This window comes from Klebsiella sp. K-3, assembly GCF_051207495.1.
Taxonomy (GTDB): domain Bacteria; phylum Pseudomonadota; class Gammaproteobacteria; order Enterobacterales; family Enterobacteriaceae; genus Klebsiella; species Klebsiella aerogenes.
In genome coordinates this window covers 99,891-124,202 of sequence record NZ_JBPNXF010000006.1, presented here as the reverse complement: position 1 = coordinate 124,202, position 24,312 = coordinate 99,891, and the positions used below count along the sequence as shown (strand labels likewise).

The window sequence follows — 24,312 nt, the reverse complement described above, 5'->3', positions numbered from 1 at the left end:
AGTGTGGTTCAGTTCACGATCTGAACCGAAAAAACACAACCAACTGATTTTAATGATTTTTAAAAATAGCATCTGCCGTTGATCTGTCAAAAATTGATCGCTATATTTGAAATCAGATTTCGATATGTGAAACGTGAAGATAAAAAATCACTCAAACCCTAAGGGGAACACGGGAATGAAAGTAACTTTTGCGCAGCTAAAAGAGGCGTTCAATCGGGTATTACTCTCACGCGGTATTGCGGCGGAAACCGCCGACGCCTGCGCGGAAATGTTCGCCCGCACCACGGAATCCGGCGTCTACTCACACGGAGTGAATCGCTTTCCACGTTTTATTCAGCAACTGGATAACGGCGATATCATTCCGGATGCGAAACCTCAGCGCGTCACCAGCCTTGGCGCTATTGAGCAGTGGGATGCCCGGCGTTCGATTGGCAATCTGACGGCGAAAAAGATGATGGATCGCGCCATTGAATTGGCCTCCGACCATGGCATTGGCCTGGTGGCATTACGCAACGCCAATCACTGGATGCGCGGCGGCAGCTACGGTTGGCAGGCGGCGGAAAAAGGCTATATCGGCATCTGCTGGACCAACTCTATCGCCGTCATGCCGCCGTGGGGCGCTAAAGAGTGCCGCATTGGCACCAATCCGCTGATCGTGGCAATTCCATCCACTCCGATCACAATGGTCGATATGTCGATGTCGATGTTCTCCTACGGCATGCTGGAGGTTAATCGCCTGGCTGGTCGCACGCTGCCAGTAGATGGCGGGTTTGATGATGACGGTAATTTGACGAAAGAGCCCGGCGTGATTGAGAAAAATCGCCGTATCCTGCCGATGGGCTACTGGAAGGGTTCCGGTTTATCAATTGTGCTGGATATGATAGCCACCCTACTTTCCAACGGTTCCTCCGTTGCTGAAGTCACCCAGGACAATAGCGACGAATATGGCGTATCGCAGATTTTCATCGCTATTGAAGTCGACAAGCTCATTGATGGCAAAACGCGTGACGCCAAACTACAGCGGATCATGGACTTCATCACCACCGCCGAACGCGCCGATGAAAATGTAGCGGTCCGCCTACCGGGCCACGAGTTTACGCGATTACTGGAAGAAAACCGCCGTAACGGGATCACCGTCGACGACAGCGTATGGGCCAAAATTCAGGCTCTGTAGGGGAAACCACTATGATTTTCGGCCATATTTCACAACCGAATCCTTGCCGTCTACCGGCAGCGATTGAAAAGGCGCTCGATTTTCTTCGGACTACCGATTTTCGCCACCAGCTCCCCGGCGTCGTCGAAATTGATGGTAAGAATATTTTTGCGCAGATCATCGATCTGACTACCCGTACGGCGACAGAAAACCGTCCGGAGGTACATCGGCGTTATTTAGATATTCAATTTCTCGCTTCCGGTGAAGAAAAAATAGGTATCGCCATTGATAATGGGAATAACCAGATCAGCGAATCGTTATTAGAACAGCGCGATATTATTTTTTATCACGATAGTGAACACGAATCGTTTATTGAAATGATACCCGGTAGCTATGCCATATTCTTCCCACAAGATGTACATCGACCTGGGTGTATTAAAAGCACCGCCACCCCTATTAGAAAAATAGTCGTTAAGGTAGCTATCGATATTCTGTAAAAGAACTAATCATCTCATTAAATTTACAGGAGCACATAATGAATATTACTACCGGTTATATTATCGGTGCGTATCCCTGTGCACCCTCATTTCACCAAAAGAGTGAAGAGGAAGAGAAGGAATTCTGGCGACAACTTGCCGATACTCCAGATATTCGTGGCATAGAACAGCCTTGTCTTGAGCATATCCATCCATTAGGCGATGAGTGGCTGCTGCGCCATACGCCGGATAACTGGCAAATTGTGATTACCGCCATTATGGAAACCATGCGCCGCCGCGGAGAAAACGCCGGCTTCGGCCTGGCCTCCAGCGATGAACAACAGCGTGTAGCCTGCGTTGAATACTACCGCCACCTTCATCGCAAAATTAATAAAATCAACGGCATTCAACCCGGTAAAGTCACCGCGCTTGAGCTACAGGCCGCGCCGCTGGCGGGAGATCAAAACATCGCCCAGGCAACGGACGCCTTTTCACGCTCGCTCAAAGAAATCGCCAGTTGGGACTGGCGCTGCGATCTGGTGCTGGAACACTGTGACGCGATGAATGGCCCAGCGCCGCGTAAAGGCTTTCTGCCACTGGATAATGTACTGGAAGTCATTGCCAACCATGAGATAAGCGTGTGCATCAACTGGGCGCGCTCGGCCATTGAAGGCCGCGATACCGCGCTGCCGTTGGCCCATACCCGGCAGGTTAAACAGGCCGGTAAACTGGGCGCGCTGATGTTTTCCGGCACCACCCGCCAAGGTGAATATGGCGAATGGCAGGATTTACACGCGCCATTTGCGCCCTTCTGCCCGCAAAGCCTGATGACCGCGCAGCATGCCCGCGATATTTTCGCCTGCGCTGCAGGCGCATCGTTGCAGTTCGCCGGTATTAAATTATTGGAAATAGACCCAAATGCCGATGTTAACCACCGCATAGCCATTTTGCGTGACGGTATCAGCATATTAAAAAACGCATAAGAACAACTACGTTTTCATTGTCATAATATTTACTCTACGAGAATATTAATATGAACATGACCTCTCGCCCTACAGCAAAAGATATTCCACGCCAGCGTTGGCTGAGAATTATTCCACCGATTCTTATTGCCTGTATTATTTCCTATATGGACCGCGTTAATATCGCATTTGCGATGCCGGGCGGTATGGATGCCGAACTGGGTATTTCCGCTACCATGGCGGGGCTCGCTGGTGGTATTTTCTTTATTGGTTATTTATTCTTACAAGTCCCTGGCGGAAAAATCGCCGTACACGGCAGCGGCAAGAAATTTATCGGCTGGTCGCTTGTCGCCTGGGCCATTATTTCCGTACTGACCGGTTTAATCACCAATCAATACCAACTGCTGATCCTGCGCTTCTTATTAGGGGTGGCGGAAGGCGGCATGCTGCCGGTGGTGCTAACGATGATCAGCAACTGGTTCCCGGACGCTGAACGCGGCCGCGCCAACGCCATTGTGATTATGTTTGTGCCGATTGCCGGGATTATTACCGCCCCGCTGTCAGGCTGGATCATCACCGTTCTCGACTGGCGCTGGCTATTTATTATCGAAGGCTTGCTCTCGGTGGTCGTGTTGGCGCTGTGGGCATACACCGTTTACGACCGCCCGCAGGAAGCGCGCTGGATATCAGCAGCGGAAAAAAACTATCTGGTCGAAACGCTGGCGGCGGAACAAAAGGCGATTGCCGGTACTGAAGTCAAAAATGCCTCGCTCGGCGCGGTGCTCTCTGACAAAACCATGTGGCAGCTCATCGCCCTTAACTTTTTCTATCAAACCGGGATTTACGGTTACACCCTGTGGCTGCCGACCATTCTGAAAGAGTTGACCCATAGCAGTATGGGGCAAGTCGGCGTGCTCGCTATTCTGCCCTACGTTGGCGCGATTGCCGGTATGTTCCTTTTCTCTTCGCTCTCCGACCGTACCGGCAAACGCAAGCTATTCGTCTGCCTGCCGCTGATCGGCTTCGCACTGTGCATGTTCCTCTCCGTGGCGTTGAAAAATCACATCTGGCTGGCCTATGCCGCGCTGGTTGGCTGCGGATTCTTCCTGCAATCCGCCGCAGGCGTGTTCTGGACCATACCGGCGCGCCTGTTCAGCGCCGAAATGGCCGGTGGAGCCCGCGGGGTGATCAACGCTCTCGGCAACCTCGGCGGCTTCTGCGGCCCTTACGCCGTAGGCGTACTGATCACCCTCTACAGCAAAGATGCCGGCGTTTATTGCCTGGCTATCTCACTGGCGCTGGCGGCCCTGATGGCGCTGCTGCTGCCGGCAAAATGCGATGCCGGCGCAGCACCCGCAAAGACCATGACTCCGCGTAACCACGCAGCTTAAAACTGCCCCGGACGGCCAGGCGTCGTCCGGAAAACTGGAAGACTAAGATGAGTGAAAAAGAGACCTTCTGGCTGGGTATCGATTGTGGCGGTACTTATCTAAAAGCCGGTTTATATAACAGCCAGGGCGTAGAGCGGCGTATCGAACGCTGCCCTTTACGCACCCTCAGCGCGCAGCCGGGCTACGCCGAGCGAGAAATGGATCTGCTCTGGCAACGCTGCCATGAAACCATCGCCAAGCTGCTCAACGCCGCTAACGTCAATGGTAAGCAAATCAAGGGCATCGCTATCTCCGCGCAGGGTAAAGGGCTATTTCTGCTTGATAAACAGGATCGCCCGTTAGATAACGCAATACTCTCCTCCGATCGCCGGGCGTTGGAAATCGTTCAACGCTGGCAGCAGGATGGCATCCCTGAGCGACTGTACCCCCTTACCCGCCAGACGCTGTGGACCGGCCATCCCGCTTCACTGCTGCGGTGGCTGAAAGAAAATGAGCCGCAGCGCTATGGGCAAATCGGCTGCGTCATGATGGCCCATGATTATCTTCGCTGGCGTTTGACCGGCATAAAAGGCTGCGAAGAAAGCAACATTTCTGAGTCCAATCTCTACAACATGCACAGCGGGCAATACGACCCGCGCCTGACCCGGTGGTTAGGCATTAGTGAAATTGACGAGGCGCTGCCGCCGATCGTCGGTTCTGCGGAAATATGCGGGGAAATCACCGCTCAGGCGGCCGCCGTTACCGGTCTGGCGGCGGGAACGCCCGTCGTCGGCGGTCTGTTTGATGTGGTTTCTACCGCGCTCTGCGCGGGCCTCAACGATGAATCAGTGCTCAATGCGGTGATGGGAACCTGGGCGGTCACCAGCGGGATCACCCACGGACTGCGTGAGCATGAGGCTCATCCTTACGTCTATGGCCGGTTCGTCAATGACGGCGAATACATTGTGCACGAAGCGAGCCCCACCTCTTCCGGCAACCTTGAATGGTTTACCGCGCAGTGGGGAGGGCTCTCATTTACCGAGATTAATGAGGCCGTCGCCAGCCTGCCAACAGCCGGTAGCGAGCTCTTCTTTCTGCCGTTCCTTTACGGTAGCAACGCCGGCCTGGAGATGACCGGCGGTTTTTACGGCATGCAGGCCATGCACACCCGCGCGCATTTGCTACAGGCGGTGTATGAAGGCGTGGTCTTCAGCCATATGACGCATCTCAACCGCATGCGTGAACGCTTTACCCATGTCCAGGCTCTGCGCGTCACCGGCGGACCGGCGCATTCCGATGTATGGATGCAAATGCTTGCGGACGTCAGCGGCCTGCGCATCGAACTGCCGCAGGTTGAAGAGACCGGTTGTTTTGGCGCCGCGCTTGCCGCCCGCGTCGGCACCGGCGTCTATCGCCACTTTCGCGAGGCCCTGAGCAGCCTGCAGCATCCGGTACGAACCCTGCAGCCCGACATGACCGCACACCGTCTCTATCAGCGTAAATACCGCCAATACCAGCAATTGATTAGCGCACTACAGGGCTACCACGCCCGCATTAAGGAGCACACATTATGAGCCAACCATTACTGCAACTGGCGCTCGACCATACCAGCCTGGAAGCCGCCCAGCGCGATGTCGCCGTGCTGCGCCATCACGTTGATATCGTGGAAGCGGGCACAATTCTGTGTCTGACCGAAGGACTCAACGCGGTAAAAGCCCTGCGCGCCCAGTGTCCGGATAAAATTATCGTCGCCGACTGGAAAGTCGCCGACGCTGGCGAAACGCTGGCTCAACAGGCCTTTGCCGCAGGCGCCAACTGGATGACCATTATCTGCGCCGCGCCGCTGGCGACCGTTGAGAAAGGCCATGCCGTCGCCCAGTCCTGCGGCGGCGACATTCAGATCGAACTCTTCGGTAACTGGACGCTGGACGACGCGCGCGACTGGTACCGCATCGGCGTCCGCCAGGCGATTTATCACCGCGGCCGCGATGCGCAGGCCAGCGGCCAGCAGTGGGGCGACGCCGATCTGGCGCGTATGAAAGCGCTGTCGGATATCGGCCTGCAACTGTCTATTACCGGCGGCATCACGCCGGCCGACTTACCCCTGTTTAGCGATATTGACGTCAAAGCATTTATTGCCGGACGCGCGCTGGCGGGCGCGGCGCAGCCCGCGCAGGTGGCAGGTGATTTCCACGCCCAAATCGACGCCATCTGGGGAGAACAGCATGCGTAATCATCCCTTAGGTATCTATGAGAAAGCGCTGGCGAAAAACCTTAGCTGGCCGGAACGGCTGGTGCTGGCGAAAAGCTGCGGTTTTGATTTTGTCGAAATGTCGGTCGATGAAACCGATGAGCGTCTGGCGCGCCTGGAGTGGAGCGCCACCCAGCGCGCCTCGCTGGTCGCGGCGATGCTGGAAACCGGGGTAGCCATCCCCTCAATGTGCCTGTCTGCCCATCGTCGCTTCCCGTTTGGCAGCCGCGATGAATCAACCCGGCTGCGGGCGCGCGAGATCATGACCAAAGCCATTCAACTGGCTCGCGATTTAGGGATCCGCACCATCCAACTGGCAGGCTATGACGTCTATTACGAAGAACACGATGACGGCACACAGCAGCGTTTTGCCGAAGGACTGGCGTGGGCGGTCGAACAGGCGGCCGCGGCGCAGGTCATGCTGGCGGTCGAAATCATGGATACCGCATTTATGAACTCCATCAGCAAGTGGAAAAAATGGGACGAGATGCTTGCCTCGCCGTGGTTCAGCGTCTATCCGGATGTCGGCAACCTGAGCGCCTGGGGCAACGACGTCAGCGCCGAGCTCAAACTGGGCATCGACCGCATCGCCGCTATCCATCTTAAAGACACGCTACCCGTAACCGCACAATCGCCGGGGCAGTTTCGCGACATCCCCTTCGGCGAGGGTTGTGTCGATTTTGTCGGCATCTTCAAAACGCTGCATGAGCTGAACTATCGCGGTTCATTCTTAATTGAAATGTGGACGGAAAAAGCCAAAGAACCGGTACTGGAAATTATTCAGGCGCGCCGCTGGATAGAAGCGCGGATGCAAGAAGGAGGTTTCACATGTTAGAACAATTGAAGTCTGAGGTATTAGCCGCCAACCTGGCGCTACCTGCGCATCAGCTGGTGACGTTCACCTGGGGCAACGTGAGCGCCGTCGACGAAACGCGCAAACTGATGGTTATCAAGCCATCCGGGGTAGAGTACGACGTCATGCAGGCTGACGACATGGTGGTCGTCGATATCGCCAGCGGCCATGTGGTTGAAGGCGCAAAAAAACCCTCCTCCGATACGCCAACCCACCTTGCGTTGTACCGCCGCTACCCGCAAATCGGCGGTATCGTTCACACCCATTCGCGCCACGCGACGATCTGGTCGCAGGCAGGGTTGGATTTACCGGCCTGGGGCACCACGCACGCGGATTATTTTTATGGCGCGATCCCCTGTACCCGCCTGATGACCGCCGATGAAATTAATGGTGAATATGAATATCAAACCGGAGAGGTGATCGTTAAAACCTTTGAAGCGCGCGATCTCGATCCCATGCAAGTCCCGGCAGTGCTAGTGCATTCACACGGTCCATTTGCGTGGGGTAAAAACGCCGCCGACGCCGTGCATAACGCCGTCGTCCTCGAAGAGTGCGCTTATATGGGGCTTTTTTCCCGTCAGCTCACGCCAAAACTGGCCGATATGCAGCAAGAACTGCTCGATAAACATTATCTGCGTAAGCACGGCGCGAATGCCTATTACGGGCAAAACTAACATCACCCGGCGGCATATCACCGCCGGGGAGTTTTTCGGATTACATCGCGGCGCGGAAAATCGCCATGATTTCTTCGTGGGTCGCCTGAATCGGATTGGTTAAACCGCAGGCATCTTTCAGCGCGTTGCTGGCCAGCAGCGGGATATCCTCTTCTTTAACGTTCAGATCGCGCAGACCAGCCGGGATGCCGACTTTACGCGCCAGCTCGCGGATGGCCGCGATGCAGGCTTCCGCACCCTGTTTGTCATTCAGCCCGGCTACGTTCACGCCCATCGCCTGCGCGCAGTCACGCAGACGCGCGGCGGCGACGCTGCAGTTGTACTCCTGCACAAACGGCAGCAGGACGGCGTTGCAGACGCCGTGCGGCAGATCGTAGAAGCCGCCCAGCTGGTGCGCCATCGCGTGGACGTAGCCCAGCGACGCGTTGTTGAAGGCCATACCGGCAAGGAACTGCGCATAGGCCATCGCTTCACGCGCCTGTTCATTACTGCCATCTTCCACTGCATGAGTTAAATTCTGTGAAATCATGGTCATGGCTTTCAACGCGCAGGCATCGGTAATCGGCGTCGCCGCGATGGAAACATAGGCTTCGATAGCGTGAGTCAGCGCGTCCATACCGGTGGCGGCGGTCAGCGATTTCGGCATCCCCATCATCAGCGAGGAGTCGTTAACCGACAGAACCGGGGTCACGTGCTTATCGACAATCGCCATTTTGATGTGGCGATCGATATCGGTAATGATGCAGAAGCGGGTCATTTCGGAAGCCGTACCGGCGGTGGTATTGATAGCGATCATCGGCAATTGCGGTTTTGCCGAACGGTCCACCCCTTCATAGTCACGGATGTTGCCGCCGTTTGCCGCGACCAGCGCGATGCCTTTCGCGCAATCGTGCGGCGAGCCGCCGCCCAGGGAAATCACGCAGTCGCAGTTATTTTCTTTTAGCAGCGCCAGACCGCTTTCGACGTTCAGGGTCGTCGGGTTGGGGTGCACGCCGTCATACACCACGCTGAAAATATCCCGTTCCTGTAACGCCTTTTGTACTTCACCCGCCATACCTAATTTATTCAGCATCGCGTCGGTGACGATTAATGCCCGACGATATCCGTATTGCTGGATAGTATTCATCGCTTCAGTAACAGAACCAGTGCCAATGACGTTCACTGGCGGAATATAAAAAGTCGATGCAGCCATGATGATTCCTTCATTTAGGTGAATATCATGGAAGGGTACGAGGATGTCGTAATAAAAAACATGACCTGAACGCCATTTCTGGCAAGAAATTGGATGAAAAACAGTACGTTAATATTTCCTTTTTTAACGTACTGTTAAACATTACCGGCTTAATTTTTCATTTGCGTTATTATTCGCCGTTTTTATTTTCAGGGAATAACAGCGCATCGCGAAGTAGATGATCGTTGCCCCGGCGGCGGGTAAAGCCAATGCGGTCGAAATATTCGAGTATTTGAATCGCCAGTTTACGGCCAATATTTAACGTATCGCGAAAATCCGCCGCGCAGGTGGAACCGCGCTGCAGATCCAGACGGCGGATCAATTGCGCAAATTCAACAATCCGATCGTTGCGATAATAACGATCTTTCACGATCGCCGTAATCATCCCCTGCTGCGCCGCCTGGCGCAGCACCGCGCGCATCAACGACTCTTCGACGTTCAGATCGCGCGCCAGGTCGCGTACCCACCATGGCTCATCGGCGAAGAGCGGCTCCGCCCGCTGCCAGATAGCCTGCTGCTCATCGGTAAACCCGGCTTTATGCTCCGGCAGGTGCAGCCAGCCGTGATGGCTTTGAATGACGCCGCTGCTGCGCATCTGCTCAATCAGCAGCAGTACCAGCGCTTCATCTTCCATCGGCAGCGCAATCCGCCGCAGACGTTCGCGCCCCGGCCCCGGTTCATCGCGATGCTGGTCGTGATAACGGGCCAGCGCGTCGAGCAGTTTTTTCTGCCAGCGGGCGGCCAGCGGCGCGCTAAGCAGGCTATTCCCGGCCTGCAGATAGTCCGGACGGTTAATTAATGCCGTGAGGCCGTCAGCGCTCAGCTGCCGCGCCCAGGCAAACTCGTCAAGACGCACCGCATCGCGCTGCAGATGTATATCCAACGCCTGCGCGTCGTCGCCCTGCGCTTCGGCCAGCGCGTAAAGCCACTGCAGATACTCCGGCTTGCGTTTACCGCGGCGCGGCGGATTCAGCGTCACCACCCGCGCGCCGGCCAGCGTCAAGCGGGCGGAAATATCGCGCAATACCAGGCGATCGTTATCCGCCAGCCACAGCGGCGTATCCAGCACCAGCTCGGCCAGATTGCCTTCCAGTAGCGAAACGCGGCCGGTGATATGGCTGGCGGCATGGTGGATATGCAGCGACTGCCACTGGCTGAGCGGCGCGTGACAGGTCAGCTCGACGATCGCCCGCTCGCAAGGTTCTGCGGGCTGAGCCGAGAGCAGCCAGTCACCGCGGCTGAGATCCTCTTTTTGCGCATCGCCAACGATATTCAGCGCGATGCGCTGCCCGGCCCGCGCCTGTTCAACCGGCTGATTCTGCGCATGTAGCCCGCGGACGCGCATGGGTTTATTGGCGCCGGTCAGCCAGAGGGTATCGCCGATTTTTACCTCGCCGGATAACGCCGTCCCGGTCACCACCAGCCCCGCGCCCTTGACGGTAAAGGCGCGATCCAGCGCCAGACGAAAACGCTGCTGTTGCGGATGCGCGCGCTCGGCCAGCTGTAGCAAATGGCTGCGCAGTTCGGCAATGCCGAGGTTTTCCGTTGCCGCGGTAGCGAAGAAAGCGGCGGCGTCGAACCCCAGCTCGCTCAGCGTGGATTCCACCTGCGCCCGAACTTCGGCAACGCGCGCCGCTTCCACGCGGTCCGTTTTGGTCAACGCGACGGTTAACGTCGGTTTTCCCGTCAGCTGCAGAATCGCCAGATGCTCGCGGGTTTGCGCCATCACGCCGTCATCGCAGGCCACCACCAGCAGCGCGTGATCGATCCCGCCCACGCCGGCCAACATGTTGGACAAAAACTTTTCATGCCCCGGCACATCGATAAAACCTAACACCCGGCCATCAGGCTGCGGCCAATAGGCGTAGCCGAGATCGATAGTCATCCCGCGCGATTTCTCTTCCGGCAGGCGATCGGCGTTAACGCCGGTAATCGCCTGCAGCAGCGTGGTTTTGCCGTGGTCCACATGTCCGGCGGTGGCAATAATCATCTCAATAACATCTCCATAAACCGGGGTTCATCTTCAAGACAGCGCAGATCCAGCCATAAGCGGCCATCATAAATTCTGCCGATCGTCGGTATCGGCAAGGCGCGCCAGCGGGCGGCCAGCGCTTCCAGCTGGCTGCCGCGACCATCGCGCGGCGTAAAGGTTAACGCGGCGCTGGGCAGTCGGTCGACCGGCAACGACCCGCTGCCGATCTGCGACAAACACGCTTCGACGCGCACGTCAAAATCGCTATAGTGCGCCGCTAACGCAGGCTGAATACGCTCGCCCTGCTGGCGGATATCCTCGGCGCGGCGGGTTAGCAGACGTAGCGTCGGCAGATCGTTGGTCAGCGCTTCCGGATGCAGATACAGCCGCAGAGTCGCCTCCAGCGCCGCCAGCGTCATTTTATCCGCCCGCAGCGCGCGCTTAAGCGGATGACTCTGTAACTTCTCGATCAGCGCCCGATCGCCGACGATAATCCCCGCCTGCGGCCCGCCAAGCAGCTTATCGCCGGAAAAGCTCACCAGGTTCACGCCCGCCGCAATCAATTCCTGCGGCATCGGTTCTTTCGGCAAGCCGTACTGGCTCAAATCCACCAGCGAGCCGCTGCCGAGATCGGCCACCACCGGCACGCCATGTTCGCGGCCAATTTCCGCCAGCTCCGCCTCATCGACCGCTTTGGTAAAGCCTTCAATGCTGTAGTTGCTGGTATGCACTTTCATTAGCAGGGCGGTCTGCTCATTGATAGCCTGACGATAATCTTTGGCGTGGGTGCGGTTAGTGGTGCCCACTTCATGTAGCAGACAACCGGCCTGGCGCATGACATCGGGGATGCGAAATGCGCCGCCGATCTCGACCAGTTCGCCGCGCGAGACCACCACTTCTTTCCCGCTGGCCGTCGCCGCCAGCATCAGCAGCACCGCCGCCGCGTTGTTATTGACGATACAGGCATCTTCCGCGCCGGTGATCCGGCACAGCAGATCGGCCAGCGCCCGGTCGCGATGACCGCGCCCGGCATCGTCGAGATCGTATTCCAGCGTGACCGGCGCGCGCATCGCCTGCGCCACCGCCTGCACCGCGGCTTCCGCCTGAATGGCTCTCCCCAGATTGGTGTGCAGCACGGTGCCCGTCAGGTTGAATACCGGACGCAGCGCGCTCTGCTGGCTATGGTTCAGCCGGCTGGCGGTCTCTTGCGGCCAGTCGTCGCACCACTCTGGCAATGCCTGCGCCTGGCGGATATGCTCCCGCGCCTCATCCAACATCTGGCGCAGCAGCGCCACGATTTGCGAATGGCCATGGCGATCGAGCAGTAAAGCAAAAGCGGGATCGCGAAGTAAACGATCAATGGCCGGAAGCCGGGTATAAAGCGCGCGAGTATCGGTAGACATGAGTGAACCTGACGATAAGTTATTTTCCCCCCTCCCGACGGGAGAGGGAGTCAACAATGAGTGGCGATTGTAACGCCTGCGCGAGGAAACTGTTACCTGCCTGGGTCAACTCCCTGGCGGTTCGGTACGGGCAAAACTGGCGCGCTGAAATAACGTCTCGACCAGTTTGACCAGTTTTGGCCGCGTCGCGCACCAGCCGGGCGCCACGCGACGGAAATTGAGATAAGCAATGGCGCAGGCGGCAGTAATGGTCGCCAGATTCAGCTCACCGTGACGCAAGGTGCCGTCGGCGGCGTACCCTTCCAACATATCAAGACCGCGGGCGATTTTTTCCCGCTGGCGGAGCAGTTCGGTTTCTGACTGCTGCGCCGCCGGACGCGCTTTTTCCCGCACCAGCGCGATCGCCGCCTCCATGATGCCGTCAGACAAGGCTTCAAGCTGCCGCATCTTCAGCGCCGCCAGAGGTTCCGTAGGCAGCATCGCCGGCGCGACGTTAAGCAGTTCAAGATATTGCGCAATAATGGGCGAATCAAACCAGCATGCGCCGTCATCGGTCAGCAGCGCCGGAACTTTACCCAGCGGGTTGTACTGCGCCACGCCGTTGACGTCGTTATAGGGGAATTCGTTCACAAACTCGAAGGGGATCGCCTTTTCCAGCAAGATAACAGAAATTTTGCGTACAAAAGGACTGGTGTAGCTGCCGATAAGTTTCATTGCCTGCTCCTTTCGCCAACGAAAAGATCAGTATGGTTCAGGCGCAGGCAAATGGCAGGCGCGACGTTGTCTCAACCTGCCGCCGATCGCATTAATGATCGAGATAGAGGTAGTGCATCCAGCTGGTCATGCGCAGCAGCACTTTTCTCATCACCGACACGTGGGTGAAATGGTCGGAATAGACCGCCACCTGGGCATAGATGCCGTCGGGTAGCGCATCGACCTGCGCATCCGGATCCAGCTCAATTGTCGCCAGCACGCCATCGCTACCCGGCGTGACGCTCAGCGACTGCAGCGAACCCTGCGCCTGATAAGTCCCGCCAGGCACCACCGGCAATACGTTGACCAGTTTACCGTGGAACACCTGCCCTGGCAGGGCGTTAAACACCGCTTCGGCATCATCGCCAGCCTCCAGCCTGAGCAACGAATTCTGGCGGAACTGAGCGACAATCAGCCGTTTTTGTTGCGGAATAAAGACCATCACCGGGCGCAGCGGCAACGACGCGGCGTAGGTTCCCGGGCGAATCAGGACTTGGGTAATGTAACCATCGCTCGGCGCGCGGACGGTGGTCTGATCGAGGTTATATTTCGCTTCCGCCAACTGCGCGCGCAGGCTCACCACCTGCGACTGTTCGCCATTCAGCGTACTATCCAGTTGGCTCTGAATCTGCGCCTGCTCGGCGACCGAGGCTTTCACCAACGCATCCTGGGCAAGGTAGTTTTGCCGCGCATTATCGATATCGCTTTCCGAAAACGGATTGACCCGCGCCTGGCTGCCTTTCAAATAGCGCTGATAATCTTTATACAACCGGTCGCGCTCGGCGGAGACGCGCACGGTGTTCGCCTGGGCTTCCTGCAGTTGGGCTTTCAGGGTATTGATACTATGCAACGCGGTGACCAGATCGGCCTGCAGCCTGTCGACACGCGCCTGGTAGCGCGCCGGGTCGATAGTAAATAGTACTTCGCCCTTTTTCACCCGCTGGTTGGCTTTATCGGTCACGCTGCTAACAATGCCGGTAACCTGCGGCGTAATAGGAATGGAAATAACCGCTTTCTGCGCAGTAAAAGTATAAGGGTGGTTATAGTTCATTAATAAAATAAGCGCGCTAACAATAAATACACCGCCTAAGGCCGCTGTCGGGACTGTCCATTTATTTACCGGAATATGGAATATTTTAAATACCGACCACGCAATGGCCACGTACGTCAAAATGATCAACAGGTCCATGATTATTTCTCCGGCGAGGACGGCGGCGCTGTCGGCTGCAAATGCGCGATTTTATGTTCAAGTTCCGCGATACGCTGATTGAGCTGCGCCAGCTCGCTGTCGGTGCCATCAGGCTCTGCGTCATTCGGCTTATGCTGCATTCCCCAGCCGCGTTCCGGCTGATAAAGGGTCGCCCAAATCCATAAAAATGGCCATATTACGTGCAGCGTAAACAGGCTAACCCACCCTGCGACGTGAATCGCATCAGAGTGCGGGTGATTACGTTTCTTCGCGATCAGATACGGAATATCGTGCAAAATTATAATCCCGTAAAAAATAACCAGGAAAACGAAGATCAGAACGCCCAGCGCAAAATAATTGAGAAACATAATTTCCTCGATTCACGCTAATAGATTATTGGAATTGTGAGCGTCGCTGAAGCGACGCCTGACTGACAATTTGAGCATAATTCACCGCTTTCATTTCCGCCATTAGCGGCAAAAAATGTTCTTCGCCCAGACGGGTTGCAAAGTTACATCGTTGGCCGCTGGGGAAAGCAGAACCTGCGGTGGATCACACACAGCGGAATTGAGTGCAAAATATTTTGTGATATGTATCACAAACAAATAACAAAAACACAAAGTCATAATGTGATAAACGTCACATAAATATGCGATTTATGGCCATTCATCTCCTGCTGTTGTTTTTTTACACATCATTTTTGTGATGAAGATCACTACATATAAGTACCAGACACCTATATTCATGTGACGCAAATCACATAAAAAGTCGCTCGCTGGACAGCTTAACGATTCAGTGCCAGATTTCGCACTATCAATCAGGGTCCGGCTACCTCTGCCGCCACATTAACAACAAACCTCGGGCGTTCAGCCTGCGCGATAAGCAAAACAGAAGAAGGGGTGTTTTATGTCATCCGATATCAAGATCAAAGTGCAAAGCTTTGGTCGTTTCCTCAGCAATATGGTGATGCCGAATATCGGCGCGTTTATCGCGTGGGGGATTATCACCGCGTTATTTATTCCAACAGGGTGGTTGCCGAACGAGACGCTGGCGAAGCTGGTCGGCCCGATGATCACCTACCTGCTGCCGCTGCTGATCGGTTATACCGGCGGTAAGCTGGTTGGCGGCGAACGAGGCGGCGTCGTCGGCGCTATCACCACCATGGGCGTTATCGTTGGTGCGGATATGCCGATGTTCCTCGGCTCGATGATCGCCGGCCCGCTCGGCGGCTACTGCATTAAGAAATTTGACGCCTGGGTAGACGGTAAGATCAAATCCGGTTTCGAAATGCTGGTGAATAACTTCTCCGCCGGCATTATCGGGATGATCCTTGCCATTCTTGCGTTCCTCGGCATCGGCCCGGCGGTTGAAGTGCTGTCAAAACTGCTGGCGGCCGGCGTTAACTTCATGGTGGCGCACGACATGCTGCCGCTGGCGTCTATCTTTGTTGAACCGGCTAAAATCCTGTTCCTCAATAACGCGATTAACCACGGTATCTTCTCGCCGCTGGGTATCCAGCAGTCCCATGAGCTTGGCAAATCCATCTTCTTCTTGATTGAAGCTAACCCGGGTCCGGGGATGGGCGTTCTGCTGGCGTACATGTTCTTTGGCCGCGGCAGCGCGAAGCAGTCTGCGGGCGGTGCGGCAATCATCCACTTCCTGGGCGGTATTCACGAAATTTACTTCCCGTACGTGCTGATGAACCCGCGTCTGATTCTGGCCGTTATCCTCGGCGGTATGACCGGCGTCTTCACCCTGACTATCCTCAACGGCGGCCTGGTTTCCCCTGCTTCCCCGGGTTCCATTCTGGCGGTACTGGCGATGACGCCAAAAGGCGCCTACTTCGCTAACATCGCGGCCATTATTGCGGCGATGGCGGTCTCCTTTATTGTCTCTGCCATCCTGCTGAAAACCAGCAAAGTGAAAGAAGAAGACGATATCGAAGCGGCGACTCGTCGCATGCACGACATGAAGGCCGAGTCCAAAGGCGCGGCGACGCCGCTGGCGGCGGGCGACGTGGCTAACGACCTGAGCCACGTGCGTAAAATCATCGTTGCCTGCGACGCCGGTATGGGTTCCAGCGCCATGGGCGCCGGGGTACTGCGTAAGAAGGTGCAGGATGCCGGACTGAGCAACATTTCGGTTACCAACAGCGCGATTAACAACCTGCCGCCGGATGTCGACCTGGTGATCACCCACCGCGATCTGACCGAGCGCGCCATGCGCCAGGTACCACAGGCGCAGCACATTTCGCTGACCAACTTCCTCGACAGCGGCCTGTACACCAGCCTGACTGAGCGTCTGGTGGCGGCGCAGCGCCACATCGACAACGAAGTGAAAGTCACCGATAGCCTGAAAGATAGTTTTGATAATGACGACAAAAACCTGTTCCAGCTGGGCGCGGATAACATCTTCCTTGGGCGCAAAGCGGCCACCAAAGAAGAGGCGATTCGCTTCGCCGGTGAACAACTGGTGAAAGGTGGATACGTTGAGCCGGAATATGTGCAGGCGATGCTCGACCGCGAGAAGCTGACCTCGACCTATCTTGGCGAATCCATCGCGGTACCGCACGGTACCATCGAAGCGAAAGACCGGGTGCTGAAAACCGGCGTCGTCTTCTGCCAGTATCCGGAAGGCGTGCGCTTCGGTGAAGAAGAAGATGAAGTCGCACGTCTGGTCATTGGTATCGCCGCCCGCAACAACGAACACATTCACGTTATCACCAGCCTGACCAACGCGCTGGATGACGAAACCGTGATTGAGCGGCTGGCGAAAACCACCAGCGTCGAAGAAGTCCTGTCGCTGCTGAATAAATAACCCGCGAGGTCCATTCCCTCTCCCTCTGGGAGAGGGTTGGGGTGAGGGAAATGCCTCACCCCAGCCCTCTCAGGTAAAAACATTAATTGAAGGTTAATACTATGAAAGCATTACATTTTGGCGCAGGTAATATTGGACGTGGCTTCATTGGCAAACTGCTGGCTGACGCCGGTATCACCCTCACGTTCGCCGATGTTAATCAGGTGGTCCTTGACGCCCTGAATGCCCGTCATAGCTATCAGGTTCACGTGGTGGGTGAAAACGAACAGGTTGACACCGTCTCCGGCGTGAATGCCGTCAGCAGCATTGGCGATGAAGTGGTGGATCTGATCGCCACTGTCGACCTGGTGACCACCGCCGTCGGTCCCGTCGTTCTGGAGCGTATCGCTCCGGCCATCGCCAAAGGCCTGGTGAAACGCAAAGCGCAGGGTATTGAACGCCCGCTGAATATCATCGCCTGCGAAAACATGGTGCGCGGCACCACCCAGCTGAAAGGCCATGTGTTTAACGCGCTGGCGGAAGAAGATAAAGCATGGGTTGAAGCGCATATCGGCTTCGTCGATTCCGCCGTAGACCGCATCGTGCCGCCGTCGGCTTCCGCTACCCACGATCCGCTGGAAGTCACCGTTGAAACCTTCAGCGAATGGATTGTGGATAAAACCCAGTTTAAAGGCGAGCTGCCGAACATCCCAGGAATGGAATTAACCGATAACCTGATGGCATTTGTCGAACGTAAGCTATTCACCTTAAACACCGGGCATGCTATAACCGCCTACCTCGGGAAACTGGCGGGCCATCAAACGATTCGCGACGCGATTCTCGATGAGAGCATTCGCGCCGTCGTAAAAGGCGCGATGGAAGAGAGCGGCGCGGTGCTGATCAAACGCTACAGCTTTGATGCGCAGAAACACGCGGCTTATATCCAGAAGATCCTCGGTCGTTTCGAGAACCCGTATCTGAAAGATGATGTGGAGCGCGTCGGCCGTCAGCCGCTGCGTAAACTAAGCGCGGGCGATCGTTTAATCAAGCCGCTGCTTGGCACGCTGGAATACGGCCTTCCGCACCGGAACTTGGTGAAAGGAATTGCCGCGGCCATGCATTTCCGCAGCGAAGACGATCCGCAGGCGCAGGAGCTGGCGGCGCTGATTAGCGAAAAAGGGCCACAGGCCGCGCTGGCGCAGATTTCCGGTCTGGATGCCGCAAGCGCTGTAGTGGCGGAAGCCGTTAACGACTACAACGCGGTAAAATGATGTACAACCTGGCGCGGCCGATGCCGCGCCCAATACCACTCCTGTCCGATATGCAGGCAATAATGGAAGAAACACAGGCATTTGAAAACCGCGTACTTGAGCGTTTAAATGCTGGTAAGACCGTAAGAAGTTTCCTGATAGCCGCCGTCGAACTCCTGACGGAGGCGGTCAATATTCTGGTACTTCAGGTATTCCGCAAAGACGATTACGCGGTGAAATACGCAGTGGAGCCATTGCTGGACGGCAGTGGGCCGCTGGGCGACCTTTCCGTACGCCTGAAGCTTATCTACGGCCTTGGGGTGATAAGCCGCGCCGAATACGAAGATGCCGAGCTATTGATGGCCCTGCGTGAAGAGCTCAATCATGACGGCAATGAGTACGCTTTCACCGACGATGAAATTCTCGGGCCGTTAGGCGAGCTGCACTGCGTCGCCGCGCTTCCGCCGACGCCGCTGTTTGATGAGAGCGATAAGGAACTGCTGGCAATGCAGAAACTGCGCTACCAGCAGATGGTACGTTCTACGATGGTGTTGTCTCTGACTGAGCTGATTTCCCGAATCAGCTTAAAAAAAGCCTTCCAGAAATCAACGCTCTGACTCCGTTTCTTGCTGGTCGCACGTCGGCCGGTACAGCTGCCGGTAATACTCCAGACGACTCAGAAATAGCGCTTTTTTATCCTCAGGAATATCGCGCGGTATCCGCTGTAAACGCGGGCATTTTTTCAGATATTCCATAAACGCCTGGCTCGAGGCCATGAAATCTACCGTTTTATCGATGATACGTGGGATGCCGTCGCCGATTTTCGCCATCACGCTCTCCTCTGTTCAGGGGGATCTGATTAAGGATTGGCGAAAAAAAGGGAGCAAGTTGAGGAAAACGTGCGGAATGGCCGTCAGGCTTCACAAAAATGACAAACAGCTGAGTTAAAACGACAATATCATTATTATTCAGTCAATTATAATATATTGATTCTTATGCTTATGGCCGTGTCGCCGCGAGTATTTCGATAAAAAACTATCAACAAAGGCCCGCCCGGCCCATACTATGTAACGTCGAAGCCCTTTTATTCACAGATAAAATTACCATGAAAGAAGTCGAAAAGAATGAAATCAAGCGTTTGAGCGACCGTCTCGACGCCATCCGCCACCAGCAGGCCGACCTGTCGCTGGTCGAAGCCGCCGATAAATACGCGGAGCTGGAAAAAGAAAAAGCGACCCTGGAAACGGAAATCGAACGTCTGCGTTCCGTTCAGTCGCAGAAGCTGAGCAAAGAAGCGCAGAAGCTGATGAGCATGCCGCATCGTCGCGCCATTACCAAGAAAGAGCAGGCCGATATGGGCAAGCTGAAGAAAAGCGTGCGCGGACTGGTTGTCGTCCACCCGATGACCGCGCTGGGCCGTGAAATGGGCCTTAAAGAGATGACCGGCTTCGCGAAGAGCGAGTTTTAATCTTTTGCCCGCTGTGAGTTCGTCGTCTATTACCCGGTAGCCCTACCGGGCCGTGAACTCACAGCCAATTCCCCCTTCCTCGCCAAATTGGCCCAACCAATTATTTCTTAAACCGTCAATCGGTTCACATATCCATCACTTTGCATCACAAACGCGTTGCCATGCCATAACATTTGGTTAACCATCAATTGTCGTTAACCCTACAATCGCAATTTGGCTGGGCCAATTTTACAAACAGTGTGATCGGCAATGGGCGCAGACCCAACCTGACGCATTGGATGTGGCCCGATGGAGACCTGCATGAACCTCTGGCAACAAAATTACGATCCGGCTGGTAATATCTGGCTATCGAGCCTTATCGCCTCACTACCGATTCTGTTTTTCTTTTTCGCCCTGATTAAGCTCAAGCTTAAAGGCTATGTCGCCGCCACCTGGACCGTAGCCATCGCGCTGCTTGTCGCCCTGCTGTTCTACAAAATGCCGGTCGATCGCGCCTTATCGTCGGTGGTATACGGCTTCTTCTACGGCCTGTGGCCTATCGCGTGGATTATTATCGCCGCGGTCTTCGTCTATAAAATCTCGGTGAAGACCGGGCAGTTCGACATTATCCGCTCGTCGATTCTTTCAATTACGCCGGACCAGCGCCTGCAGATGCTGATTGTGGGCTTCTCCTTTGGCGCCTTCCTCGAAGGGGCCGCCGGTTTCGGCGCGCCGGTGGCGATCACCGCCGCGCTGCTGGTCGGGCTTGGTTTCAACCCGCTGTACGCCGCCGGGCTGTGCCTGATTGTTAACACCGCGCCGGTGGCCTTCGGCGCCATGGGGATCCCGATTCTGGTCGCCGGTCAGGTGACCGGCATCGATAGTTTCGCCATCGGCCAGATGGTTGGCCGCCAACTGCCGTTCCTGACCATTATCGTGCTGTTCTGGATCATGGCGATTATGGACGGCTGGCGCGGGGTGAAAGAGACGTGGCCTGCGGTGATGGTCGCAGGCGGCTCGTTCGCTATCGCGCAGTACCTCAGCTCTAACTTCCTCGGCCCGGAACTGCCGGACATCATCTCTTCGCTGGTGTCGCTGGTATGCCTGACGCTGTTCCTCAAACGCTGGCAGCCGGTACGTATCTTCCGCTTTGGCGACATGGGGGCAGCGCAGGTTGATCAAACCCTGGCGCGTACGCATTACACCGCCGGTCAGGTTATTCGCGCCTGGTCGCCGTTCCTGTTCCTCACCGCCACCGTCACCCTGTGGAGCGTACCGCCGTTCAAAGCGCTGTTTGCGCCGGGCGGGGCGATGTATGACTTCGTGGTTAACATCCCGGTACCGTTCCTCGACAAAATGGTCGCCCGCATGCCGCCGGTGGTGAGCGCCGCGACGCCATACGCCGCGGTGTATAAATTCGACTGGCTGTCGGCGACCGGCACCGCCATTCTGTTCGCCGCTATACTGTCTATCGTCTGGCTGCGTATGAAGCCAAAGGATGCGCTGACCACCTTCGCCGGGACGTTGAAAGAGCTGGCGCTACCGATTTACTCCATCGGCATGGTGCTGGCGTTCGCCTTTATTTCAAACTACTCCGGGCTGTCATCGACGCTGGCGTTGGCGCTGGCGCATACCGGCCATGCGTTTACCTTCTTCTCGCCGTTCCTCGGCTGGCTGGGGGTCTTCCTGACCGGTTCGGATACTTCGTCTAACGCGCTATTCGCCGCGCTGCAGGCGACGGCAGCCCAGCAAATCGGCGTTTCCGATATTCTGCTGGTCGCCGCGAATACCACCGGTGGGGTGACGGGCAAGATGATTTCGCCACAGTCGATCGCCATCGCCTGCGCTGCGGTAGGCCTGGTGGGTAAAGAGTCGGACCTGTTCCGCTTTACCGTCAAGCACAGCCTGATATTCACCTGCATGGTGGGCCTGATTACCACCCTGCAGGCTTATGTCTTAACCTGGATGATTCCGTGAAAGTGATGCCAAAACGCCTGGCTGACGACGTCGCAAACCGCGTCCGGGCGCTGATAGAAGAACAACAGCTGGAGGCGGGCATGCGTTTGCCCGCCGAGCGCCAGCTTGCCGTCCAGCTCGGTGTTTCACGCAATTCGCTACGTGAAGCGCTGGCGATGCTGGTCAACGAAGGGGTGCTGCTTAGCCGTCGCGGCGGCGGCACCTTCGTGCGCTGGCAGCATGAACCCTGGTCGGAGCAAAACATCGTCCAGCCGCTGAAAACGCTGCTCGCCGACGACCCCGACTACAGTTTTGATATTCTCGAAGCCCGCCACGCCATTGAAGCCAGCACCGCCTGGCACGCGGCGATGCGGGCCACCGACGCCGAAAAAGAAAAAATCCGCCTCTGTTTTGAAGCCACCCTCAGCGATGACCCGGATCTCGCCTCACAGGCGGATGTTCGCTTCCACCTGGCGATCGCTGAAGCCTCGCATAACGTGGTGCTGCTGCAAACCATGCGCGGTTTCTTCGAGCTTCTGCAATCCTCGGTGAAGCAGAGCCGTCAGCGCATGTATCTGGTGCCGCCGGTGTTCGCGCGTCTGACCGAACAACATCAAGCGGTGATGGAAGCGATCTTCGCCGGCGACGCGGAAGGCGCCCGCCAGGCGATGATGGCCCACCTCGGTTTTGTCCACGCCACCATTAAACGTTTTGATGAAGACCAGGCCCGCCAGGCGCGCATTACCCGCCTGCCCGGTGACCACAATGAAAATTCCAGGGAGAACTCGTGATGATTATTTCCGCCGCCAGCGACTATCGCGCCGCCGCACAGCGTATCCTGCCACCGTTTCTGTTCCACTATATCGACGGCGGCGCCTACGCCGAACATACCCTGCGCCGCAACGTTGAAGACCTCTCCGACGTGGCGCTCCGTCAGCGCATTCTGCGCAATATGTCGGATCTGAGCCTGGAGACCACGTTATTCAACGAGAAGCTAGCGATGCCGACGGCGCTGGCGCCGGTCGGACTGTGCGGCATGTACGCGCGCCGCGGCGAAGTGCAGGCGGCGGGCGCGGCGGACGACAAAGGCATCCCGTTTACCCTCTCTACCGTTTCCGTTTGCCCGATTGAAGAGGTCGCCCCGACCATCAAGCGCCCGATGTGGTTCCAGCTGTATGTCCTGCGCGATCGCGGATTTATGCGCAATGCGCTGGAGCGCGCCAAAGCTGCGGGCTGCTCCACGCTGGTCTTTACCGTGGATATGCCGACCCCCGGCGCGCGCTATCGCGACGCCCATTCTGGCATGAGCGGTCCGAACGCCGCCATGCGCCGCTACTGGCAGGCCGTCACTCATCCGCAGTGGGCATGGGACGTCGGTCTCAACGGTCGCCCGCACGATCTGGGCAATATCTCCGCCTACCTCGGCAAACCGACCGGGCTTGAGGATTACATCGGCTGGCTGGCGAATAATTTCGATCCGTCGATTTCATGGAAAGACCTGGAGTGGATCCGCGACTTCTGGGACGGCCCGATGGTGATCAAAGGGATCCTCGACCCGGAGGACGCCCGCGATGCGGTGCGCTTCGGCGCTGACGGTATTGTCGTCTCTAACCACGGCGGCCGTCAGCTTGACGGCGTGCTCTCTTCCGCCCGCGCCCTGCCCGCCATTGCCGATGCGGTTAAAGGCGACATCACTATTCTCGCCGACAGCGGCATCCGCAACGGTCTCGACGTGGTGCGGATGATCGCCCTGGGCGCTGACAGCGTGCTGCTGGGCCGCGCGTATCTGTACGCGCTGGCGACCCACGGCAAGCAAGGGGTGGCGAATCTGCTCACTCTTATCGAGAAAGAGATGAAAGTGGCGATGACGCTGACCGGGGCGAAATCCATCAGCGAAATCAGCCGCGATTCGCTGGTGCAGAATGCCGAAGCGCTGCAGACCTTTGATGCGCTCAAGCAGGGCAACGCCGCGTAATTCCCCGCGTTTTCCCTTACACCGCCCCTGCTGGAATCGGTTTTCTCCCTCTCCCTCAGGGAGAGGGTCAGGGTGAGGGTTCAACAAATATCTGCTATTCTGCCCCCCGCAATTAAGGGGGCAGTATGCTGAACATCGTATTATTCGAACCAGAAATCCCGCCGAACACCGGCAATATCATCCGCCTGTGCGCCAACACCGGCTTCAATTTACATATCATTGAGCCGATGGGCTTTACCTGGGACGATAAACGCCTGAGACGCGCCGGGTTGGATTATCACGAGTTCACCGCCGTACAGCGCCACGCGGATTACGCGGCGTTTGTCGCCAGCGCGAAGCCGCAGCGGCTGTTCGCCCTCACCACCAAAGGCACGCCCGCCCACAGCGCGGTAAGCTATCAGGATGGTGATTTCTTGATGTTTGGTCCGGAAACGCGCGGCCTACCGGCCAGCATTCTCGATGCCCTACCGGCGGAGCAAAAAATCCGTATTCCGATGATGCCGGACAGCCGCAGCATGAACCTGTCAAACGCGGTGTCGGTGGTGGTGTATGAAGCCTGGCGTCAGTTGGGATACCCTGGAGCCGTGTTGCGCAGCTAACC

Annotated in this window: 23 protein-coding genes; 16 read left to right on the top strand and 7 right to left on the bottom strand. The window is 56.6% G+C overall.

What is annotated here, in order from left to right:
• Positions 1-175 precede the first annotated feature (175 nt).
• Genes yiaK through araD form a run of 8 tightly spaced genes read left to right on the top strand, consistent with a single transcriptional unit; the run spans position 176 to position 7,739 of the window.
• Positions 176-1,174, top strand: coding sequence for a 3-dehydro-L-gulonate 2-dehydrogenase (gene yiaK / locus ACSEMK_RS11130; protein ID WP_045390698.1), 999 nt, complete (start codon positions 176-178; stop codon positions 1,172-1,174).
• 11 nt (positions 1,175-1,185) lie between these two features.
• Positions 1,186-1,650 carry a YhcH/YjgK/YiaL family protein gene (locus ACSEMK_RS11125; protein WP_430914918.1) on the top strand — a complete coding sequence of 155 codons (465 nt, stop codon included), beginning with the start codon at positions 1,186-1,188 and terminating at the stop codon, positions 1,648-1,650.
• Positions 1,651-1,688: 38 nt separating this feature from the next.
• Positions 1,689-2,612 carry a DUF4862 family protein gene (locus tag ACSEMK_RS11120; RefSeq protein ID WP_430914919.1) on the top strand — a complete coding sequence of 308 codons (924 nt, stop codon included), beginning with the start codon at positions 1,689-1,691 and terminating at the stop codon, positions 2,610-2,612.
• A gap of 50 nt (positions 2,613-2,662) precedes the next feature.
• On the top strand, positions 2,663-3,982 hold the full coding sequence (locus ACSEMK_RS11115) for an MFS transporter (protein ID WP_087858957.1): 1,320 nt from the start codon (positions 2,663-2,665) through the stop codon (positions 3,980-3,982).
• Positions 3,983-4,029: 47 nt separating this feature from the next.
• Positions 4,030-5,535 carry an FGGY-family carbohydrate kinase gene (locus ACSEMK_RS11110; protein WP_430914920.1) on the top strand — a complete coding sequence of 502 codons (1,506 nt, stop codon included), beginning with the start codon at positions 4,030-4,032 and terminating at the stop codon, positions 5,533-5,535.
• Positions 5,532-6,194 (top strand): 3-keto-L-gulonate-6-phosphate decarboxylase UlaD, encoded by a 663-nt coding sequence (ulaD, locus tag ACSEMK_RS11105; RefSeq protein ID WP_430914921.1) that lies wholly within the window; start codon positions 5,532-5,534, stop codon positions 6,192-6,194. Before ACSEMK_RS11110 ends, ulaD begins: the two co-directional genes overlap by 4 nt.
• Positions 6,187-7,047, top strand: coding sequence for an L-ribulose-5-phosphate 3-epimerase (locus tag ACSEMK_RS11100; RefSeq protein ID WP_087858954.1), 861 nt, complete (start codon positions 6,187-6,189; stop codon positions 7,045-7,047). The genes ulaD and ACSEMK_RS11100 overlap by 8 nt, the downstream gene beginning before the upstream one ends.
• Entirely contained in the window at positions 7,041-7,739 is a 699-nt protein-coding gene (gene araD / locus ACSEMK_RS11095) for an L-ribulose-5-phosphate 4-epimerase (RefSeq protein WP_430914922.1), read from the top strand. The genes ACSEMK_RS11100 and araD overlap by 7 nt, the downstream gene beginning before the upstream one ends.
• A gap of 40 nt (positions 7,740-7,779) precedes the next feature.
• Here the strand turns inward: araD and yiaY are convergent, their stop codons facing one another.
• The 6 genes from yiaY to ACSEMK_RS11065 all read right to left on the bottom strand — a co-directional run bounded on the left by yiaY (position 7,780) and on the right by ACSEMK_RS11065 (position 14,655).
• On the bottom strand, positions 7,780-8,931 hold the full coding sequence (yiaY, locus tag ACSEMK_RS11090) for an L-threonine dehydrogenase (protein WP_430914923.1): 1,152 nt from the start codon (positions 8,929-8,931) through the stop codon (positions 7,780-7,782).
• Between the two features lie 169 nt (positions 8,932-9,100).
• On the bottom strand, positions 9,101-10,960 hold the full coding sequence (gene selB, locus ACSEMK_RS11085) for a selenocysteine-specific translation elongation factor (RefSeq protein ID WP_316425024.1): 1,860 nt from the start codon (positions 10,958-10,960) through the stop codon (positions 9,101-9,103).
• Entirely contained in the window at positions 10,957-12,345 is a 1,389-nt protein-coding gene (selA, locus tag ACSEMK_RS11080) for an L-seryl-tRNA(Sec) selenium transferase (protein WP_430914924.1), read from the bottom strand. Before selA ends, selB begins: the two co-directional genes overlap by 4 nt.
• A gap of 105 nt (positions 12,346-12,450) precedes the next feature.
• Positions 12,451-13,059, bottom strand: coding sequence for a glutathione S-transferase (locus ACSEMK_RS11075; RefSeq protein WP_113374033.1), 609 nt, complete (start codon positions 13,057-13,059; stop codon positions 12,451-12,453).
• A gap of 91 nt (positions 13,060-13,150) precedes the next feature.
• On the bottom strand, positions 13,151-14,287 hold the full coding sequence (locus ACSEMK_RS11070; protein ID WP_087858948.1) for an HlyD family secretion protein: 1,137 nt from the start codon (positions 14,285-14,287) through the stop codon (positions 13,151-13,153).
• Positions 14,288-14,289: 2 nt separating this feature from the next.
• The gene (locus ACSEMK_RS11065; protein WP_087858947.1) at positions 14,290-14,655 is read right to left on the bottom strand and encodes a DUF3302 domain-containing protein; all 366 of its coding nucleotides are present in this window, start codon (positions 14,653-14,655) and stop codon (positions 14,290-14,292) included.
• 538 nt (positions 14,656-15,193) lie between these two features.
• Here ACSEMK_RS11065 and mtlA point away from each other — a divergent pair.
• The 3 genes from mtlA (at position 15,194) to mtlR (ending at position 18,950) form a co-directional block, all read left to right on the top strand.
• Positions 15,194-17,104, top strand: a complete 1,911-nt coding sequence (gene mtlA / locus ACSEMK_RS11060; protein WP_047047680.1) for a PTS mannitol transporter subunit IICBA — start codon at positions 15,194-15,196, stop codon at positions 17,102-17,104.
• 101 nt (positions 17,105-17,205) lie between these two features.
• Positions 17,206-18,354, top strand: coding sequence for a mannitol-1-phosphate 5-dehydrogenase (mtlD, locus tag ACSEMK_RS11055; protein ID WP_113374035.1), 1,149 nt, complete (start codon positions 17,206-17,208; stop codon positions 18,352-18,354).
• Positions 18,354-18,950, top strand: coding sequence for a mannitol operon repressor MtlR (gene mtlR / locus ACSEMK_RS11050; protein ID WP_020077694.1), 597 nt, complete (start codon positions 18,354-18,356; stop codon positions 18,948-18,950). Before mtlD ends, mtlR begins: the two co-directional genes overlap by 1 nt.
• Here the strand turns inward: mtlR and ACSEMK_RS11045 are convergent.
• The gene (locus ACSEMK_RS11045) at positions 18,939-19,163 is read right to left on the bottom strand and encodes a hypothetical protein (RefSeq protein WP_087858945.1); all 225 of its coding nucleotides are present in this window, start codon (positions 19,161-19,163) and stop codon (positions 18,939-18,941) included. The two genes, mtlR and ACSEMK_RS11045, sit on opposite strands and share 12 nt — an antisense overlap.
• Positions 19,164-19,438: 275 nt before the next feature.
• Here ACSEMK_RS11045 and ACSEMK_RS11040 point away from each other — a divergent pair, with 275 nt between their 5' ends.
• The 5 genes from ACSEMK_RS11040 to trmL all read left to right on the top strand — a co-directional run bounded on the left by ACSEMK_RS11040 (position 19,439) and on the right by trmL (position 24,310).
• Positions 19,439-19,801: a YibL family ribosome-associated protein gene (locus tag ACSEMK_RS11040; RefSeq protein ID WP_015369186.1), complete on the top strand. Its 363-nt coding sequence runs from the start codon at positions 19,439-19,441 to the stop codon at positions 19,799-19,801.
• A gap of 300 nt (positions 19,802-20,101) precedes the next feature.
• Positions 20,102-21,757, top strand: a complete 1,656-nt coding sequence (gene lldP / locus ACSEMK_RS11035; RefSeq protein WP_047053583.1) for an L-lactate permease — start codon at positions 20,102-20,104, stop codon at positions 21,755-21,757.
• Positions 21,754-22,527 carry a transcriptional regulator LldR gene (gene lldR, locus ACSEMK_RS11030; protein WP_015369184.1) on the top strand — a complete coding sequence of 258 codons (774 nt, stop codon included), beginning with the start codon at positions 21,754-21,756 and terminating at the stop codon, positions 22,525-22,527. Before lldP ends, lldR begins: the two co-directional genes overlap by 4 nt.
• A complete protein-coding gene (lldD, locus tag ACSEMK_RS11025) occupies positions 22,527-23,711 on the top strand; it encodes an FMN-dependent L-lactate dehydrogenase LldD (protein WP_113374036.1) in 1,185 nt (394 codons plus the stop codon). The genes lldR and lldD overlap by 1 nt, the downstream gene beginning before the upstream one ends.
• Positions 23,712-23,836: 125 nt before the next feature.
• Positions 23,837-24,310, top strand: coding sequence for a tRNA (uridine(34)/cytosine(34)/5-carboxymethylaminomethyluridine(34)-2'-O)-methyltransferase TrmL (trmL, locus tag ACSEMK_RS11020; RefSeq protein ID WP_015369182.1), 474 nt, complete (start codon positions 23,837-23,839; stop codon positions 24,308-24,310).
• Positions 24,311-24,312 lie beyond the last annotated feature (2 nt).